Source organism: Brevundimonas sp. AVps31, assembly GCF_058681355.1.
Genome location: NZ_CM178736.1, coordinates 1,206,394 through 1,222,024, shown reverse-complemented (window position 1 = coordinate 1,222,024; position 15,631 = coordinate 1,206,394). Strand labels below are relative to the sequence as shown.

The 15,631-nt window shown below is 68.6% G+C and carries 16 protein-coding genes; 6 read left to right on the top strand and 10 right to left on the bottom strand.

From position 1 onward, the window contains the following. Positions 1-18 precede the first annotated feature (18 nt). The 5 genes from ACW174_RS05865 to ACW174_RS05845 form a co-directional block, all read right to left on the bottom strand. Positions 19-831 carry a ParA family protein gene (locus ACW174_RS05865; protein ID WP_492016771.1) on the bottom strand — a complete coding sequence of 271 codons (813 nt, stop codon included), beginning with the start codon at positions 829-831 and terminating at the stop codon, positions 19-21. Next, positions 815-1,387: a 16S rRNA (guanine(527)-N(7))-methyltransferase RsmG gene (gene rsmG, locus ACW174_RS05860; protein WP_492017243.1), complete on the bottom strand. Its 573-nt coding sequence runs from the start codon at positions 1,385-1,387 to the stop codon at positions 815-817. The genes ACW174_RS05865 and rsmG overlap by 17 nt, the downstream gene beginning before the upstream one ends. 53 nt (positions 1,388-1,440) lie before the next feature. Beyond that, complete coding sequence (mnmG, locus tag ACW174_RS05855; protein ID WP_492017242.1) at positions 1,441-3,297, bottom strand: tRNA uridine-5-carboxymethylaminomethyl(34) synthesis enzyme MnmG; 1,857 nt, start codon at positions 3,295-3,297, stop codon at positions 1,441-1,443. A 203-nt stretch (positions 3,298-3,500) separates the two neighbouring features. Beyond that, complete coding sequence (gene mnmE / locus ACW174_RS05850; protein ID WP_492016770.1) at positions 3,501-4,808, bottom strand: tRNA uridine-5-carboxymethylaminomethyl(34) synthesis GTPase MnmE; 1,308 nt, start codon at positions 4,806-4,808, stop codon at positions 3,501-3,503. A gap of 7 nt (positions 4,809-4,815) precedes the next feature. Further along, entirely contained in the window at positions 4,816-5,043 is a 228-nt protein-coding gene (locus ACW174_RS05845; protein WP_492016769.1) for a DUF6489 family protein, read from the bottom strand. Positions 5,044-5,107: 64 nt separating this feature from the next. Here ACW174_RS05845 and ACW174_RS05840 point away from each other — a divergent pair, with 64 nt between their 5' ends. Continuing rightward, complete coding sequence (locus tag ACW174_RS05840) at positions 5,108-6,097, top strand: quinone oxidoreductase family protein (RefSeq protein ID WP_492016768.1); 990 nt, start codon at positions 5,108-5,110, stop codon at positions 6,095-6,097. A 174-nt stretch (positions 6,098-6,271) separates the two neighbouring features. Here the strand turns inward: ACW174_RS05840 and rho are convergent, their stop codons facing one another. The 4 genes from rho to hemE form a co-directional block, all read right to left on the bottom strand. Then, positions 6,272-7,687, bottom strand: a complete 1,416-nt coding sequence (gene rho, locus ACW174_RS05835; RefSeq protein ID WP_492016767.1) for a transcription termination factor Rho — start codon at positions 7,685-7,687, stop codon at positions 6,272-6,274. 445 nt (positions 7,688-8,132) lie between these two features. Then, positions 8,133-8,603: a CopD family protein gene (locus ACW174_RS05830; RefSeq protein ID WP_492016766.1), complete on the bottom strand. Its 471-nt coding sequence runs from the start codon at positions 8,601-8,603 to the stop codon at positions 8,133-8,135. Beyond that, complete coding sequence (gene hemH / locus ACW174_RS05825) at positions 8,600-9,658, bottom strand: ferrochelatase (RefSeq protein WP_492016765.1); 1,059 nt, start codon at positions 9,656-9,658, stop codon at positions 8,600-8,602. The genes ACW174_RS05830 and hemH overlap by 4 nt, the downstream gene beginning before the upstream one ends. Next, positions 9,655-10,701, bottom strand: coding sequence for a uroporphyrinogen decarboxylase (gene hemE / locus ACW174_RS05820; RefSeq protein WP_492016764.1), 1,047 nt, complete (start codon positions 10,699-10,701; stop codon positions 9,655-9,657). The genes hemH and hemE overlap by 4 nt, the downstream gene beginning before the upstream one ends. Before the next feature lie 522 nt (positions 10,702-11,223). On the opposite strand from hemE, the gene ACW174_RS05815 reads away from it, so the two are divergent. From ACW174_RS05815 to dnaQ, 5 genes are read left to right on the top strand one after another with little or no spacing between them, the layout of a single operon-like run. Beyond that, complete coding sequence (locus ACW174_RS05815) at positions 11,224-12,093, top strand: pyruvate, water dikinase regulatory protein (protein ID WP_492016763.1); 870 nt, start codon at positions 11,224-11,226, stop codon at positions 12,091-12,093. Further along, on the top strand, positions 12,093-12,689 hold the full coding sequence (locus tag ACW174_RS05810; protein ID WP_492016762.1) for a Maf family protein: 597 nt from the start codon (positions 12,093-12,095) through the stop codon (positions 12,687-12,689). The genes ACW174_RS05815 and ACW174_RS05810 overlap by 1 nt, the downstream gene beginning before the upstream one ends. Beyond that, the gene (locus ACW174_RS05805) at positions 12,686-13,483 is read left to right on the top strand and encodes a shikimate dehydrogenase family protein (RefSeq protein WP_492016761.1); all 798 of its coding nucleotides are present in this window, start codon (positions 12,686-12,688) and stop codon (positions 13,481-13,483) included. Before ACW174_RS05810 ends, ACW174_RS05805 begins: the two co-directional genes overlap by 4 nt. Further along, positions 13,480-14,121, top strand: a complete 642-nt coding sequence (coaE, locus tag ACW174_RS05800) for a dephospho-CoA kinase (RefSeq protein WP_492016760.1) — start codon at positions 13,480-13,482, stop codon at positions 14,119-14,121. Before ACW174_RS05805 ends, coaE begins: the two co-directional genes overlap by 4 nt. Positions 14,122-14,126: 5 nt before the next feature. After that, positions 14,127-14,846: a DNA polymerase III subunit epsilon gene (dnaQ, locus tag ACW174_RS05795; protein ID WP_492016759.1), complete on the top strand. Its 720-nt coding sequence runs from the start codon at positions 14,127-14,129 to the stop codon at positions 14,844-14,846. A gap of 94 nt (positions 14,847-14,940) precedes the next feature. On the opposite strand, the gene secB is transcribed toward dnaQ, so the two are convergent. After that, a complete protein-coding gene (secB, locus tag ACW174_RS05790) occupies positions 14,941-15,447 on the bottom strand; it encodes a protein-export chaperone SecB (RefSeq protein ID WP_492016758.1) in 507 nt (168 codons plus the stop codon). Positions 15,448-15,631: the final 184 nt, after the last annotated feature.

Here is a 15,631-nt window from a genome sequence, read left to right as displayed (position 1 = left end):
GTTCTTCTAATTATGGCTTCAGGCGGCCTGTTTGAGGCGTTTGCGCTCCCGCGCCACCACCTCGCGCGCCAGCTTCAGATAGGCCTGGCTGCCCGCGCATTTCAGGTCGTAGATCAGGGCGGGCTTGCCGAACGACGGCGCCTCGGCGACCCGCACATTGCGCGGAATGACGCTGTCATAGACCTTTTCGCCGAAATGGCTGCGCACGTCATTGGCCACCTGGCCCGACAGGGCGCTGCGACGATCGTACATGGTCAGCACCAGACCCTGGATTTCCAGCGACGGATTGAGGCTCTGGCGGACCATGTCCACCGTCTTCATCAGCTGGGTCAGGCCCTCCAGGGCGAAGAATTCGCACTGCAGCGGCACCAGAACCGCGTCCGCGGCGGCCATGGCGTTCAGCGTCAGCAGGTTCAGCGACGGCGGGCAGTCGATCAGCACATAGTCATACCGGGCATGACCGTCCCGGCCCTGCCCCGCCAGCGCGTCGCGCAGCCGGAAGGAGCGGCGATCGGCCTGGCTCAGTTCGATCTCCACGCCCGACATGTCGGCGTCGGCGGGGATGATGTGCAGACCCGGCACGGCGGTGGGAACGGCGGAATCGTCCACCGAACGGCCGTCCACGATGACGTCATAGATGGTCACCCGGCGTGTTTCACGTGGAACACCCAGACCGGTGGACGCATTGCCCTGCGGGTCCATGTCGACGATCAGCACCTTTTCGCCGATCGCGGCCAAGGCGGTTCCGAGGTTGATCGCCGTCGTCGTCTTGCCGACCCCGCCCTTCTGGTTGGAAACGGCCAGAACGCGGGTCTTACCAGTTTTTGACACGGCTAATTCCCCGGACAGATACGATACGGCCGCGCGGATCGCTGCGCGAGACGGAGAGGTCGCTTTTGAATTGCCAGACCTTGCGGGCCTCCGCCACCTCAACCTCTGCCTTTTCCCCCTTGAGGAACAGCCCTTGGGCGCCCCGCTGTAGATAAGGCTGTGCATAGCCCAGCAGCTTCTCCATCGGCGCCACCGCGCGGGCCGTCACCACGTGAACGGTAACCACATTGTCCTCGGCCCGACCGTTGATCACCGTCGCCCTCAGGGACAGGGCGTCGACCACCTCCTGAAGGAACCGGCAGCGTTTCCCCAGACTGTCGATCAGCCAGACATGGCTCTTCGGATCGGTCTTCAGCAGGATGGCCAGGACGATGCCCGGGAAGCCCGCGCCCGCGCCGAGATCCGCCCAGCTCTTCGCCTCGGGCGCCATGTCGATGAGCTGGGCCGAGTCGCGGATATGCCGGCTCCAGACATCCGGCAGGGTGTCCGGCCCGATCAGGTTCATCACCGCATTGGCTTCCGTCAGCCGGTCTATGAAGCGCTGCAGGTCGCCCATCTGGGCCGGGGTGGCGTCGAACTCGGCCTGGAAGGCCGCCGCATCATAGGTACTCACGCCGCGACCTTCACCTTCTTCACATGGGACAACAGGGCCGTCAGGGCGCCGGGAGTCATGCCCTCGATCCGGCCCGCCTGCCCCAGGGTGCGGGGCTGGATCATCAACAGCTTCTCGCGGACCTCATTCGACAGTCCGCCGATGCCGGCATAGTCGAGGTCCACCGGCAGGGCCAGGGCCTCCTCCCGACGCAGGGCCTCGGCGTCCGAGGCCTGACGATCCAGATAGCCGGCATAGCCCGCATCGATCTCGATCTGTTCGCGCACCTGACGCGACCAGCCCGCGATCTCGGGTCGCACGGCCTCAAAGGTCGCCAACGTCACATCCGGGAAGGACAGCAGGTCGCGGATCGAGCGGCGCTGGCCGTCGGCATTGACCTTGATGCCCAGCGCGCCGGCCTCCTTGGGGGTGAACCGTGTTTCACGTGAAACAGCGGCGGCGGCCGCCAGCTCCGCGGCCTTGGCGGCGAAGGCTTCCGCCCGTCGCGCGCCCACTACGCCCATGGCCACGCCGATCGGCGTCAGCCGCTGGTCGGCATTGTCGGCGCGAAGGGTCAGTCGGTACTCCGCCCGGCTGGTGAACATCCGGTAGGGCTCGGTCACACCCTTGGTGACCAGGTCGTCGATCATCACCCCGATATAGGCCTGATCGCGACCGAGGATCAGCGGCTCCAGCCCGGCCGCCGCGCGCGCGGCGTTCAGCCCGGCGATGAGGCCCTGGGCCCCCGCCTCCTCATAGCCGGTTGTGCCGTTGATCTGGCCCGCCAGATACAGGCCGGGCCGCTTCTTGACCTCCAGCGCCGGGGTCAGTTCACGCGGATCGACATAGTCGTATTCGATCGCATAGCCGAAGCGGAACACCTCGACCTGCTCGAGGCCGGGGATGGTCCGCAGGAAGGCCAGCTGGGTCGCGTCCGAAACCGAGGTCGAGATCCCGTTCGGATAGACGGTCGGATCGTCCAGCCCCTCGGGCTCGAGGAAGATCTGATGCGAAGTCTTGTCCGCGAACCGCACCACCTTGTCCTCGATCGACGGGCAGTAGCGCGGTCCGCGACCCGACAGGTGGCCGCCATAGACGGCGCTCTCACCCAGGTTCTCGGCGATGATCCGGTGGGTCTCTTCCGTGGTGTGGGTGACGCCACAGGTGATCTGCCGCACGGCGATGCGGTCCGTCAGGAAGCTGAACGGCACGGGCTCTTCGTCCGCCGCCTGCTGCTCCAGCCGGTCCCAGGCGATGGTGCGTCCGTCCAGACGCGCGGGCGTGCCGGTCTTCAACCGCCCCATCATCAGCCCCGCGCCGTACAGGTCCGCCGCCAGACCCGTCGACGGCGCCTCGCCGTGACGCCCCGCCGGAATCCGCTCATCGCCCTTGTGGATCACCCCGTTCAGGAAGGTGCCGGTCGTCAGCACGACCGCGCCGGCTGACAGGGTCTCGCCCTCGCCGGTCACGACACCGGTCACGCGGTCCCCGTCCCGGATCAGGCTCTCCGCCGTCCCGGCCATCAGCGTCAGATTGGGGGTCTGCGCCAGTTCGGCCTGCATGGCCTCCCGGTACAGGCGGCGATCGATCTGGCTGCGCGGCCCCTGCACCGCCGCCCCCTTGGAGCGGTTCAGCAGACGGAACTGGATGCCGGACGCATCGCCCAGCCGTCCCATGACGCCGTCCAGGGCGTCGATCTCGCGCACCAGATGGCCCTTGCCCAAGCCGCCGATGGCCGGATTGCAGGACATTTCGCCGATGGTCTCAAGCTTCTGGGTCAGCAACAGGGTGCGCGCGCCCGTGCGCGCCGAAGCGGCCGCGGCCTCACAACCGGCGTGCCCGCCGCCGATGACAATGACGTCGAAGGAGTTCATCGCCGGGACATAGTGGAAAACGACCGACTTCGCCACCGGCGCCGTGCGGGTGTTTCACGTGAAACAGTGACCGACCCCTCCACCATGCTTCGCCAAGGCTCGCATGGTCCCCCTCCCCACCTTCGGTGGAGAGGTGAGGTTTCTGATCACCTCTCCACGCAGTGGGGAGGTGGCTCGACGGCGAAGCCGGCGAGACGGAGGGGTCACTTCCCAATGCAGAACGTCGAAAACACCTCGCCCAGAATATCCTCCACCCCGATCGCCCCCGTCACCCGGGCCAGCGATTCAGCCGCCCGGCGCAGGTCGTCGCCCGCCATCTCCGGCGCGATATCCAGCGCCCGGCGTCCGGCCTCGACCGAGACCAGCGCCTCTTCCAGCCGCCGCCGATGCCGTTCGCGGGTGACCGCCGGGAAGTCGGCGCCGGACAGGTCCCGCGCCAGCCGCGCCGCGATCCAGTCGTGAAGCGCCGCCATCCCCTCCCCTGTCGTCGTGCTGACGACCAGGGCCTCACGATCCGGCGGCGGGGCGGCGCGATCGATGTCCGCCTTGGTCAGCACCAGCAGATCGTCGGGCCGAACATACCCGGCCGCCACGCCCGCGGCGTCGCCCGGCGCCCGGACCCACAGGCGCAGCTCGGCCTGTTCCGCCCTGACCCGCGCCCGCCGCACGCCTTCGGCCTCGACCACATCCTCGCTGTCGCGCAGGCCCGCCGTGTCCGACAGGGTCACCGCATAGCCGCCGATGATCAGATCGGCGTCCAGCACATCCCTGGTCGTCCCGGCGATCGGCGTCACGATCGCCGCCTCGCGCGCCACCAGCGCATTGAACAGGGACGACTTGCCCGCATTGGTCTCGCCGATCAGGACGATGCGATAGCCCTCCCGCACCCGCTCGCCCCGCCCGGCGTCGGCCAGGGCGGCCTTCAGGTCGCGGATCAGCCCGTCCAGAACCGGCCCCGCGGTCCGCGCCAGATTGTCCGGCACCTCTTCATCCGGGAAGTCGATCTCGGCCTCGACCAGGGCCAGGGCCTTCAGAAGGTCGCGGCGGAAGCCGGCATAGGCCGCGCCCAGCGCCCCCTCCAGCTGACCCAGGGCCTGCGTCGCCTGCGCCGTCGTCTCCGCGTCGATCAGGTCGGCCACGGCCTCGGCCTGGGCCAGATCCATCCGTCCATTCTCGAAGGCCCGGCGGGTGAACTCGCCCGGATCGGCCGGCCTCAGCCCCAGCCCCACCAGCGCCGCGCTCGCCGCCTCCACCACGGCCCGGCCGCCGTGCAGATGCAGTTCGGCGCAGTCCTCGCCCGTATAGGAGCGCGGCTCCGGGAAGCTTAGCACCAGGGCCTGATCGATCACCCGGCCCGCGTGCGTCAGGGTCCTGAGCGACGCCATCCGCGCCTTCAGTCCCGCCGCGCCCAGCGCCGCCAGGGCGGCGTCCGTCCCCGGCCCGCTCAGGCGCAGGATGGCGATAGCCCCCCGACCGGGCGGGGTGGCGAGAGCGAAGATGGTGTCGGTCATCAGCGGGCTACGGCTTGGCCGCGCCTTCCATCAGGCGACGGAACTGGTCCTGGGCCTGAAGGCCGAAGCTGGTCCAGGTCTTCATCAGTTCCTCGGGCTGCATGGCCGAGATATTGGCGTCCATCCGCTTCTGCATCTCGGCCACCAGATGATCGTTCAGCGGCGTCACGTCGGGCAGGCCCATGAAGGCCCGGGCCTCGGCGGGGGTGCAGTCGACCTCGACATTGATTTTCATGGGATCGCTCCAATCTGGACAGGATAGTCCTAGCCCGATCCGACCGCCCAAAGGAACCCGCCCCATGGCCCTGCCCTCAACCCAGACCGCTGTCCGTTTCGATCATCACGGCGGGGCGGAGGTGTTGAACCTGGTCGAGGTCCCCGTTCCCTCGCCCGGCCCCGGCGAAATCCTGATCCGCCACGCCGCCGTCGGCCTGAACTTCATCGACATCTATCAGCGCACCGGCCTCTACCCCCTGCCCTTGCCGTCCGGTCTGGGCAAGGAGGCGGCGGGGGTGGTCGAGGCGATCGGCGCGGGCGTCACCCGCTTCCGGGTCGGCGACCGCGTCGCCACCGCCACCGCCCCGGCCGGCGCCTACAGCCAGTTCCATATGCTGCCCGAGACCGCCGCCGTCGCCGTGCCGGACGACATCAGCCTCGAGGTCGCCGCCGCCGTCATGCTCAAGGGCATGACCGCCGAGTTTCTGGTCCGCCGCGCGTTTCACGTGAAACAGGGCGATGAGATCCTGCTCCACGCCGCCGCTGGCGGGGTCGGCCTGATCCTGGGCCAATGGGCCAAATCCCTGGGCGCCACCGTCATCGGCACGGTCGGCTCCGAGGCCAAGGCCGAGCTCGCCCGCGCCCACGGCTCCGACCACGTCATCCTCTACGACCGCGAGGACGTCGCCGCCCGGGTCCGCGAGATCACCGACGGTCGGGGGGTCGCCGTCGCCTATGACTCGGTCGGGGAATCGACCTTCGAGTGGTCGTTGGCCAGCCTGAAACGACGCGGGACCCTCGTCCTGTTCGGCAACGCCTCCGGCCCGGTGCCGCCGTTCGATCCGCTTCGCCTGTCGCGCGGCGGCTCCCTCTACGTCACCCGCCCGACCCTGTTCGACTATGTCGCCACCACCGAAGAACTCGACGCCAGCGCCGCCGCCCTGTTCGACGTCATCCGCTCCGGCGCGGTCAAGGTCGAGATCGGCCAGACCTTCCCGCTGACCGAGGTGCGGCAGGCGCATGAGGCGCTGGCGGGCCGGAAGACGACGGGCTCGACCCTGCTCATCCCGTGAGCTCACACCTCACCTCCCCATCATTGATGGGGAGGTGGCGCGGCGCAGATATGCGCCGTGACGGAGGGGGCGGCGCAGGCGTCTGAGAACCGTCCCCCACTCCCTTTCAGCGCCCAAACAAAAAGGCCCGGATCGCTCCGGGGCCTTTCCATGTCCGTCCAGCGTTTCCGCCGGTCAGGTGTTCATCGACTGGAAGAAGTCGCCGTTGTTCTTGGACTGGCGCAGCTTGTCGAGCAGGAACTCGATCGCGTCCTGCGGGCCCATCGGGTTGAGGATGCGGCGCAGGACATAGGTCTTGGCCAGCTGGTCCTTCGGGGTGATGAGGTCTTCCTTGCGGGTGCCGGACTTGAGCACGTCGATGGCCGGGAAGATGCGCTTGTCGGCCACCTTGCGGTCCAGCACGATTTCCGAGTTACCGGTGCCCTTGAACTCTTCGAAGATGACCTCGTCCATCCGCGAGCCCGTGTCGATCAGGGCGGTGGCGATGATGGTCAGCGAGCCCCCCTGCTCCACGTTCCGCGCGGCGCCGAAGAAGCGCTTCGGCCGCTGCAGGGCGTTGGCGTCGACACCGCCGGTCAGGACCTTGCCCGACGACGGGACGGTGGCGTTGTAGGCGCGGCCCAGACGGGTGATCGAGTCCAGCAGGATGACCACGTCCTTCTTGTGCTCGACCAGGCGCTTGGCCTTTTCGATCACCATTTCAGCGACGGCGACGTGGCGGGTGGCCGGTTCGTCGAAGGTCGAGGCGATGACCTCCCCCTTCACCGTGCGCTGCATGTCCGTCACTTCTTCCGGACGCTCGTCGATCAGCAGGACGATCAGGATGACTTCCGGGTGGTTGCGCTCGATCGACTTGGCGATGTTCTGCAGCATGACCGTCTTGCCGACGCGCGGCGGGGCCACGATCAGGCAGCGCTGGCCCTTGCCCAGCGGGGCGACGATGTCGATCACCCGGCCCGAGCGATCCTTCAGCGTCGGATCCTGGATTTCCATATGGATCCGCTCTTCGGGATAGAGCGGGGTCAGGTTGTCGAACAGGACCTTGGTCTTGACCGCTTCCGGGTCTTCCAGATTGATCGTGTCGACTTTCAGCAGGGCGAAGTAACGCTCGCCCTCGCGCGGTCCGCGGACGGCGCCGTGAACGGTGTCGCCCGAGCGCAGGCCGAAGCGGCGGATCTGCGACGGCGAAACATAGATATCGTCCGGACCCGGAAGATAGTTGGCGTCCGGGCTGCGCAGGAAGCCGAAGCCGTCCGGCAGGATTTCCAGCACGCCGTCGGCGATGATCTCGACCTCTTCATCCGCCAGCGCCTTCAGGATGGCGAACAGCAGGTCCTGCTTGCGCAGGTTCGAGGCGTTCTCGACCTCAAGGCCTTCCGCGAAGGCGACCAGATCGGCCGGCGTCTTCTCGTTCAGCTCGGCCAGGGTGATGCGGCCGTTGGGGACGATCGGCTCGCCGTCGTCCTCCTCCTCGTCGGCTTCCTGATCGACCATCGGCAGGTCTGCGGCCGCGACTTCACTGGTGGGCTGTTCGCCTTCCATGTTCTCGGCTTCAGGGGCGGTCGGATCGGTGTCGCGGACGTCGGTCATGGGAATTCGTCTTCTGGCATGCGCGCCCGGGCGCTCGCCGGAGCGAGGTCGGGTCAGGCTGGCGATGTCTGGCCTTTCGGCCGGCAGGAAGGGCGATGGGGTCCCGCAGGGTCGATCCGGCAGGCATCGCTTTGAGAGAGGGACCGTCCGGCAATCGGCCAGGATCGGTTCGCGACCAGCGAAACCACGCTTGGGGGGCTCAGGTCAAGTCTGTCCTCCCCGTCGGCGTCGCCGATGGGGAGGCGGCTCGGCGGCGCTCAGCCAACGAGACGGAGGGGGCGGCGCCGGCGATAGGGATTGGCGGATGGCTTCGCGCTCAAGCAGCGAGTGATCTCGTAGCGAGCGATAGAGCCACGCGTAACGAACCCTGTGCCACCCCCTCCGTCACGCTTCGTATCCGAAGCGCGCCACCTCCCCATTCGCGATGCGAACGGGGAGGAAAAAGTCACCCCAGCGTCCACTCCGTCGTCACCGACAGCACCATGATGATGGCCAGGACGAACGGGACCTCATTGGTCATGCGCCAGAATTTGCTCGAATATTTCGAAGTCCCCGCCGCGATCTTCTTGCGCTGCCCGGCCAGGAAGCCGTGCCAGCCGGCCAGCAGCAGGACGCCGATCAGCTTGGTCACCATCCACGGCTGATGGGCGAAGCTCCAGTCCGCGCCCTCGCCGCTGCGCAGCCAGAACAGCCAGGCGCCGAAGACGAAGGCCAGGATCATGGCCGGATTGACGATGATGCGCAGCAGCCGGCCCTGCCAGAGCCGCAGCAGGGTCTGCATCTCGGACTTCAGCGGCTCGGCCTTGCCGTTCTGCTCGGCGTCATAGGCATAGAGGCGCGGCAGGAACAGCATCCCCGCCATCCAGGCGATCACCGCCAGGATGTGCAGGCCGCGCGCGAGGTCGTACAGGTTCATGCCGCGTGTTTCCCCTTGAGATACGGGCAGGCCTTCCAGCCCGCCTTGCAGCCCTGGCCGAAGGGCGCGACGCCGGTGCGGGACAGGGCCCCGGTCGCGGCATTCGCCAGGGTGTCGATGAACAGGGGCTGCACCCCGACCGCCGCCGCCCTCAGATAGGGGCTGACGCCCTTCTCATGGGCCAGTTCGCCGTATTCGATGTCCAGCTCGACCAGGGTCTCGATATGTTCGGAGACGAAGGCGATCGGGGTGACGACCACCCCCACTCCGTCCCGGCCCGCGGTCGCGATGGCCTCGGGCGTCGACGGCCCCAGCCACTTCATCGGCCCGACCCGGCTCTGGTAGCAGAGCGCATGATCGATCGGCCCGCGCCGCGCCTCGATGGCGGCGACCACGGCGGCGACGGTCGTCTCGACCTGCTCCTGATAGGGATCGCCCTTTCCGGTCACCAGCTTTTCCGGGATGCCGTGGGCCGAGAACAGGACCCGCACCGGCCCGTCGCCCGCCTCGTCCAGCTTGGCCCCGATCGCCTCGGCCTGGGCCTCGACCCAGCCCGCGGCCGAGGGATAGCAGCAGACGGCCCGGCTGACGCCGGACCCGGCATAGGCCGCGTTCCACGCCTTCAGCGAGGACTCGGTCGTCGTGGTCGAGAACTGCGGATACAGCGGCAGCAGCACGATCTCGTCCGGCCCGAACACGGCCACATCGGCGGCCGTCTCCTCCGTCAGGGGATGCCAGTAGCGCATGGCGATGAAGACCCGCACCTCATCGCCGGCCAGCCGGGCGTTCAGGACCGCCTCCAGCGCCTCGGCCTGTTTGCGGGTCCCGGGCAGCAGGGGCGAGCCTCCGCCCATCATCGCATAATTGGCCTGGGCCGACGTTTCCCGCCGGTCCGAGATCAGCTTGGCCAGCGGCGTCCGGAACAGGCCCGGCAGGCCGATGATGGCCGGGTCGTTGAACAGGTTGAACAGGAAGGGCCTCACCGAGGCCTGATCGTCCGGCCCGCCCAGATTGAACAGGACGACGGCGATGCGACGGTCCTTCAGGGTGTTCATTGTGCGCCGATCCGTTTCAGAACCTGTTCGACGTGCGCGATCGGCACGTCCGGCATGATCCCATGGCCCAGGTTGAAGATCCACGGCCCCTGTCCCCAGGCCTCCATCAGCTGGTCCACGCGACGGTCCAGCAAGGGCCCGCCGGCGCGCAGCAGCAGGGGATCCAGCGCCCCCTGGATGGTCTTGATCTTCTGCACGGCCTGACCGACCGGCAGCGGACAGGCGGTGTCCAGCGCCACCCCCTGCACCTCGACCTCGCGCGCATAGCGTTCCGCCAGCGCCGCCGAGCCGCGCGGGAAGCCGATCAGGGGCGTCGTCACCCCCAGCTCACGCACCCGCTTCACCAGCTTGATGTGCGGCTGCAGCACCAGGCTTTCGAACAGATCGTCCGGCAGCCCCTCGGCCCAGCTCTCGAAGATCTTCAGCGTCTGCGCCCCGGCGTCGGCCTGCATCTTCAGATAATGGGCGGTGGCCTCGACCAGCACGTCCAAAACCGCCGCGACCTTCTCCGGCTCGGCATAGGCATAGCTCCGGGCCTGCGCCCGCTCGCCCTTGCCGATGCTCCGGGCCACGCCGTCCAGCATATAGGTCGCCACCGTCCACGGCGCGCCCGCAAAGCCGATCAGGGCCTTGGACGGATCCAGTTGGTCACGCACCAGGCTCAGGGTCTGACCGATGGACTTCAGGGCCTCCCCGGCGCCCTCGGCCCTGTCGCGCATCGCCTCGACCGACGGCATCTCGCCCAGCCGCGGGCCTTCGCCCGCCTCGAACCACACGTCCTGGCCCAGGGCCCGGGGGATCAGCAGGATGTCGGCGAACACGATGGCGGCGTCGAAGCCGAACCGGCGCATCGGCTGCAGCGTCGCCTCGGCGGCCTTCTCCGGATCGTGGCAAAACTCGATAAAGCCCGGCGTCGTGGCCCGAAGCGCCCGGTATTCCGGCAGGTAGCGCCCGGCCTGACGCATGAACCACACCGGCGGACGCGCGGACGCCTCGCCGGCCAGGGCTTTCAGGAACAGCGGGGTGTCAGGAGATGTCGTCATGTGATCGTCGGCTTACCGGGGGCCGGGCACAGGCTCAAGCCCGGGCCTGTGTCGCACCCTTTCCCTTCCTGAACATTCAAATTTGAAAAGGGTGGAAGGAAGTAGGTTGGGGCGGGGATGACGGGGACAAGTCGGGGGATTCGACCGCCTGCGGACCGGTTGTCCGGACTCGTGCACAGGGCGATCGACAGGCCGGGTGCGACCTGTCGATACCGGGGATAACCCTTAACAACTCCTTAACAGCGGGCGTTTTCGGGGCCTTGGCGGTCGATCCTGTCTGGGCGCCGCCGTCATCGACTCCGGTTCCTCCACAACCGGTCCGGCGGGGGACGCCGACCGGTGGATGACCGCAGGCATGATCGGGCCGGTCATCCACCTTCATCCCGCTCGCGACCCGGACCGGGGACGGCTATAGAGATCGGCGCCCGGTCGTGAACCGAACGGCGCCCCGTGTCGTCCACAGGAGTCCCCCTTGAACGGACCCGTTATCCCGATGAGTCTGAGCCTGCCGGGTGCGCGCTCATGACGGCGGGCCGCCCCGCCGGCGCCTCGCGCCTCGCCACCTATTTCCATGTGCACCTGGTCTCGGACTCGACCGGCGAGACCCTGAACGCCATGGCCAAGGCCGTGGTCGCCCGCTTCGACGGCGTCATCCCCATCGAGCACATCTACGCCCTGGTCCGCTCCGACCGGCAGATGGAGCGGGTGCTGGAGGAGATCGCCGCCGCCCCGGGCGTGGTGCTCCACACCCTCGTGGATCGCGAACTGCGGGAACAGCTGGAGGAAGGCTGCCGCCGCCTCGACATGCCCCAGATCGCCGCGCTGGACCCGCTGGAAACCGTCCTGTCCCGCTATCTGGGCGCGGCCCTGGCCCCGCGCGTCGGCGCCCAGCACGCGCTCAGCACCGAATATTTCGACCGCATCGCCGCCCTCGACTTCGCCATGGCCCACGACGACGGCCAGGGCACGACGGAGCAGCTGGAAACCGCCGACGTCGTCCTGTGCGGGGTCAGCCGCACCTCCAAGACCCCGACCTGCATCTATCTGGCCCACCGCGGCATCCGCGCCGCCAATGTGCCGCTCGTGCCGGGTCAGGAGGATGGAGAGCGCCTGGTCGGGCTGAAGAACCCGCTGGTCGTCGGCCTGACCGTTTCGCCTGACCGCCTTGTGCAGATCCGCCGCAACCGGCTGGACGGGCTGAACGCTAGCCACGCCTCCACCTATATCGACCATGACGCGGTGCGCGACGAGACGGTCAAGGCGCGCCGGGCCTTCGAACGCCGCGGCTGGCCGGTCATCGACGTGACCCGCCGCTCGGTCGAGGAGACCGCCGCCGCCATCATCAACGTCCTCAACGAACGTCGGACAAAACGGATGGCCGCCGGATGGTGATGTCGGATCAACGCCTCGTTCTCGCGTCGAAAAGCGCCGCCCGCCGCACCATGCTGGAAAACGCCGGCGTGCCCTTCACCGTCCATGTCGCCGATGTGGACGAGGATGCGGTCAAGGCGGTCCACGATCCCGCCGACGCCGCCGGCCTCGCGGTCGAGCTGGCCCGGGTCAAGGCCCTGGCCGTCTCGCGCCACGACCCCGACGCCTGGGTGCTCGGCGCCGACCAGACCCTCGCCTTCGACGGCGGCCTGATCTCCAAGGCGAAATCGCTCGACGACGCCCGCGCCCGCCTTGCCGCCATGCGCGGCAAACCCCATTTCCTCCACTCCGGCGCCGCCCTCGCCCGGAACGGCCAGATCGTCTGGTCCGGCGTGGACACCGCCACTGTTCAAGTGCGAGCCTTCTCCGAAAATTTCCTCGAAAATTATTTGGCTAGTGAGAGTAGTAATATCCTCGCCTGCGTCGGCTCCTACCGGCTCGAAGGCATGGGCTCCCAGCTTTTCGACCGGATCGACGGCGACTATTTCACCGTCCTGGGCCTGCCCCTCTGGCCCGTTCTGGCCGAGCTCCGCCGGGCCGGGGTCCTGACCTCATGACCCTGCGCGCCGGGGTCGCGGGCCAGCCCATCAGCCACTCCCTCAGCCCCCTGATCCATGGCCTGTGGATCCGGGCCGCCGGGCTGGATGCGACCTACGACCCCTTCGGCCCGGCCGACGCCGAGGCCTTCGACGCCCTGATCGCCTCGGGCCGCTCCGGCGCCCTGCGCGGCCTCAACGTCACCGCCCCCTTCAAGGAACAGGCCCTCGCCCTGGCCGACCGGGTCAGCCCGATGGCCCGCGCCTGCGGCTCCGCCAACCTGCTCCTCTTCAGCGACGGCCAGGTCTCGGCCGACAGCACCGACGGCGTCGGTCTGATGGCCGCCCTGACCGAACAGGCCCCGGCCCTGACCCTGTCCGGCGCGCCGGTCGTGGTCCTCGGCGCCGGCGGAGCCGCCCGCGCCGCCGTCGCCGCCCTCAGGGACGCCGGCGCCCGGGTCTCGGTCCTCAACCGCACCCGCGCCCGCGCCGAAGCCCTCGCCGCCGACCTCGACGCCGCCGTCGCCGAACCGGACGCGGTCCGCGACGCCGCCCTGATCGTCAACGCCCTCAGCGTCCCGCCGCAGATCGACATCGCCGCCCTGCGCCCCGACGCCGTCCTGATGGACATGACCTACAAGCCCCTGATCACCCCCTTCCTCGCCGCCGGACAGGCGCGGGGCCTGACGGTCGTGGACGGACTGGCCATGCTGATCGGTCAGGCCCGACCCTCGTTCCAGGCGCTGTTCGGCGTCCCGGTCCCGGCGGTGGAGGTCCGCGCCGCCGTCCTGCGTCGTCTGGGAGAGGTCGCATGATCCTGCTCGGCCTCACCGGCTCGATCGGCATGGGCAAGTCGACCACGACAGCCATGTTCGCCGACCACGGCGCCCTGATCTGGAATGCCGACGAGGCGGTGCATCGGCTCTACGCGCCCGGCGGCGCGGCGGTCGGCCCCATCGGCGAGGCCTTCCCCGGCGTGGTCGTGGACGGCGCCGTGGACCGCGCCCGCCTGGCTGAGGCGCTGGGACGTGACGATCAGGCGTTCAAACGGCTGGAAGCCATCGTCCATCCCTTGGTCGCCCAAGGCCGCGGGACCGACCTCCTCGCCGCCGAGGCCCGGGGCGTCAAACTGGCCGTGCTGGACATCCCCCTGCTGTTCGAAACGGGCGGCGACGCGGCCGTGGACGCGGTGGTCGTCGTCTCCGCCCCGCCACAGGTCCAGGCCGAGCGGGTCCTGGCCCGTCCCGGCATGACCCGCGAACGGTTCGAAGCCATTCTGGCCCGCCAGCTTCCCGACGCCGAAAAGCGCGCCCGCGCCGACTTCGTGGTCGACACCGGGCGGGGACTGGACGCCGCCCGCGCGTCCGTCGCCGAAATCGTGGGGACAGTCCTGTCCGAAGCGTGGGTCCCGCCGCGCCGGACCCTTTCGAAAACGCCCGAACGGCCCCATTAAGGGGCATGCGCGAGATCGTTCTGGATACCGAAACCACCGGCTTCGACCCGAAGACCGGCGACCGGCTGATCGAGGTCGGCTGTATCGAGATCATGGACCTGCTGCCGACGGGGCGGACCTATCACACGCTGGTCAATCCGGATCGGCTGATCCCGCCCGACGCCATCCGGGTGCACGGCATCACCGACGACAAGGTCAAGAATGCGCCCCGGTTCGCCGACATCGTCCGCGACCTGTCCGACTTCATCGGCGACGCCCCGGTCATCGCCCATAACGCCCAGTTCGACCGCAACTTCATCGACTTCGAGTACTCGCGGATCGCCCATCCGCTGATTGACGGCAGCCGCTGGATCGACACCCTCCAGCTGGCCCAGAAGAAGTTTCCGGGCATGCCGAACTCGCTGGACGCGCTGTGCAAGCGGTTCAAGGTCAGCCTCGCCGACCGGACCTTCCACGGCGCCCTGATCGACGCCCGACTGCTGGCCGAGGTCTATCTGGAACTGCGCGGCGGCAAGGAACGCCGTCTGGATCTGTCCTCGATCCGGGTCACCGCCGCGACCGGACCGGTGACCGCGGCCAGCTACGGCGCGCGGCCCCGTCCTCTGGCCCCGCGCTCGACCGAGACCGAACGCGCCGCCCACGCGGCCTTCCTGCTGGCGACGCTGAAGGACCAGTCCCTGTGGGAAGCCTACGGCCTGGAATTGGAAAAGGCGCCCGCCGCCTGACGGACGCCCCTTCTTTTTTGTCCTAGCGCTCGCGACGCGGTCGCTCGCTGCTTGAGGACGAAGCCAGCTCCGTCCCCAAGTCTGATCTGGTTGCTTACGCCTGGCCGCTGTCGGCCGGACCGCGGGCGATCTGCTGCTGGCGGGCGACATAGATGGCGGCGAAGTCGATCGGGTCCAGCATGAAGGGCGGATAGAAGCCGCCGTCCGACGTCGCGCGGGCGATGATTTCGCGGGCGAACGGGAACAGGTAGCGCGGGCATTCGATCAGCAGCAGCGGCTCGATGTCCTGTTCGGCCACGCCCTGCAGGGCGAACAGGCCGCCATAGTGCAGCTCGACATTGAAGACGGTCATCGCGTCGGTGGTCGCCTTGATCGACAGGCGCAGCTCCACCTCGAACAGGCCGTCCTGACGGCCGGCGGCGTTCATTTCCACGCCCATGTCGATGGCCGGCTTGCCGTCCACGCGCAGGCTGTCCGGCGCCTTCGGGTTCTCGAAGGACAGGTCCTTCACATACTGGGCGACGATGCGGAAACCCGGGCCCTGGGGCTGGCCGTCGGTCGCGGCGGAGTTGGCGTCGGCGGGCGGAACGGCGTCGGTCATGGGTCGAAAGTTCTGTCTGGAATGTGGGTCGGGCGCACGCCCGGAAGGCGCGGCGACTACCATGCGGGGCCCCCTGCGGCAACGACGCTCGCCGACCGGGGGCGGCGGTTCGCCTTGCGCGGCCCTATATCACCCCCTAATCGTCATAAGCCGCGCCGTCCCCCGACGGCGCCAGTCAAGGATT

Excerpts from the sequence above, each read along its gene's own strand:
- rsmG (WP_492017243.1), bottom strand. The coding sequence starts at position 1,387 with ATGGGCGACCTGCAGCGCTTCATAGACCGGCTGACGGAAGCCAATGCG.
- mnmG (WP_492017242.1), bottom strand. The coding sequence starts at position 3,297 with ATGAACTCCTTCGACGTCATTGTCATCGGCGGCGGGCACGCCGGTTGT.
- mnmE (WP_492016770.1), bottom strand. The coding sequence starts at position 4,808 with ATGACCGACACCATCTTCGCTCTCGCCACCCCGCCCGGTCGGGGGGCT.
- ACW174_RS05845 (WP_492016769.1), bottom strand. The coding sequence starts at position 5,043 with ATGAAAATCAATGTCGAGGTCGACTGCACCCCCGCCGAGGCCCGGGCC.
- ACW174_RS05840 (WP_492016768.1), top strand. The coding sequence starts at position 5,108 with ATGGCCCTGCCCTCAACCCAGACCGCTGTCCGTTTCGATCATCACGGC.
- rho (WP_492016767.1), bottom strand. The coding sequence starts at position 7,687 with ATGACCGACGTCCGCGACACCGATCCGACCGCCCCTGAAGCCGAGAAC.
- ACW174_RS05830 (WP_492016766.1), bottom strand. The coding sequence starts at position 8,603 with ATGAACCTGTACGACCTCGCGCGCGGCCTGCACATCCTGGCGGTGATC.
- hemH (WP_492016765.1), bottom strand. The coding sequence starts at position 9,658 with ATGAACACCCTGAAGGACCGTCGCATCGCCGTCGTCCTGTTCAATCTG.
- hemE (WP_492016764.1), bottom strand. The coding sequence starts at position 10,701 with ATGACGACATCTCCTGACACCCCGCTGTTCCTGAAAGCCCTGGCCGGC.
- ACW174_RS05815 (WP_492016763.1), top strand. The coding sequence starts at position 11,224 with ATGACGGCGGGCCGCCCCGCCGGCGCCTCGCGCCTCGCCACCTATTTC.
- ACW174_RS05810 (WP_492016762.1), top strand. The coding sequence starts at position 12,093 with ATGTCGGATCAACGCCTCGTTCTCGCGTCGAAAAGCGCCGCCCGCCGC.
- ACW174_RS05805 (WP_492016761.1), top strand. The coding sequence starts at position 12,686 with ATGACCCTGCGCGCCGGGGTCGCGGGCCAGCCCATCAGCCACTCCCTC.
- coaE (WP_492016760.1), top strand. The coding sequence starts at position 13,480 with ATGATCCTGCTCGGCCTCACCGGCTCGATCGGCATGGGCAAGTCGACC.
- dnaQ (WP_492016759.1), top strand. The coding sequence starts at position 14,127 with ATGCGCGAGATCGTTCTGGATACCGAAACCACCGGCTTCGACCCGAAG.
- secB (WP_492016758.1), bottom strand. The coding sequence starts at position 15,447 with ATGACCGACGCCGTTCCGCCCGCCGACGCCAACTCCGCCGCGACCGAC.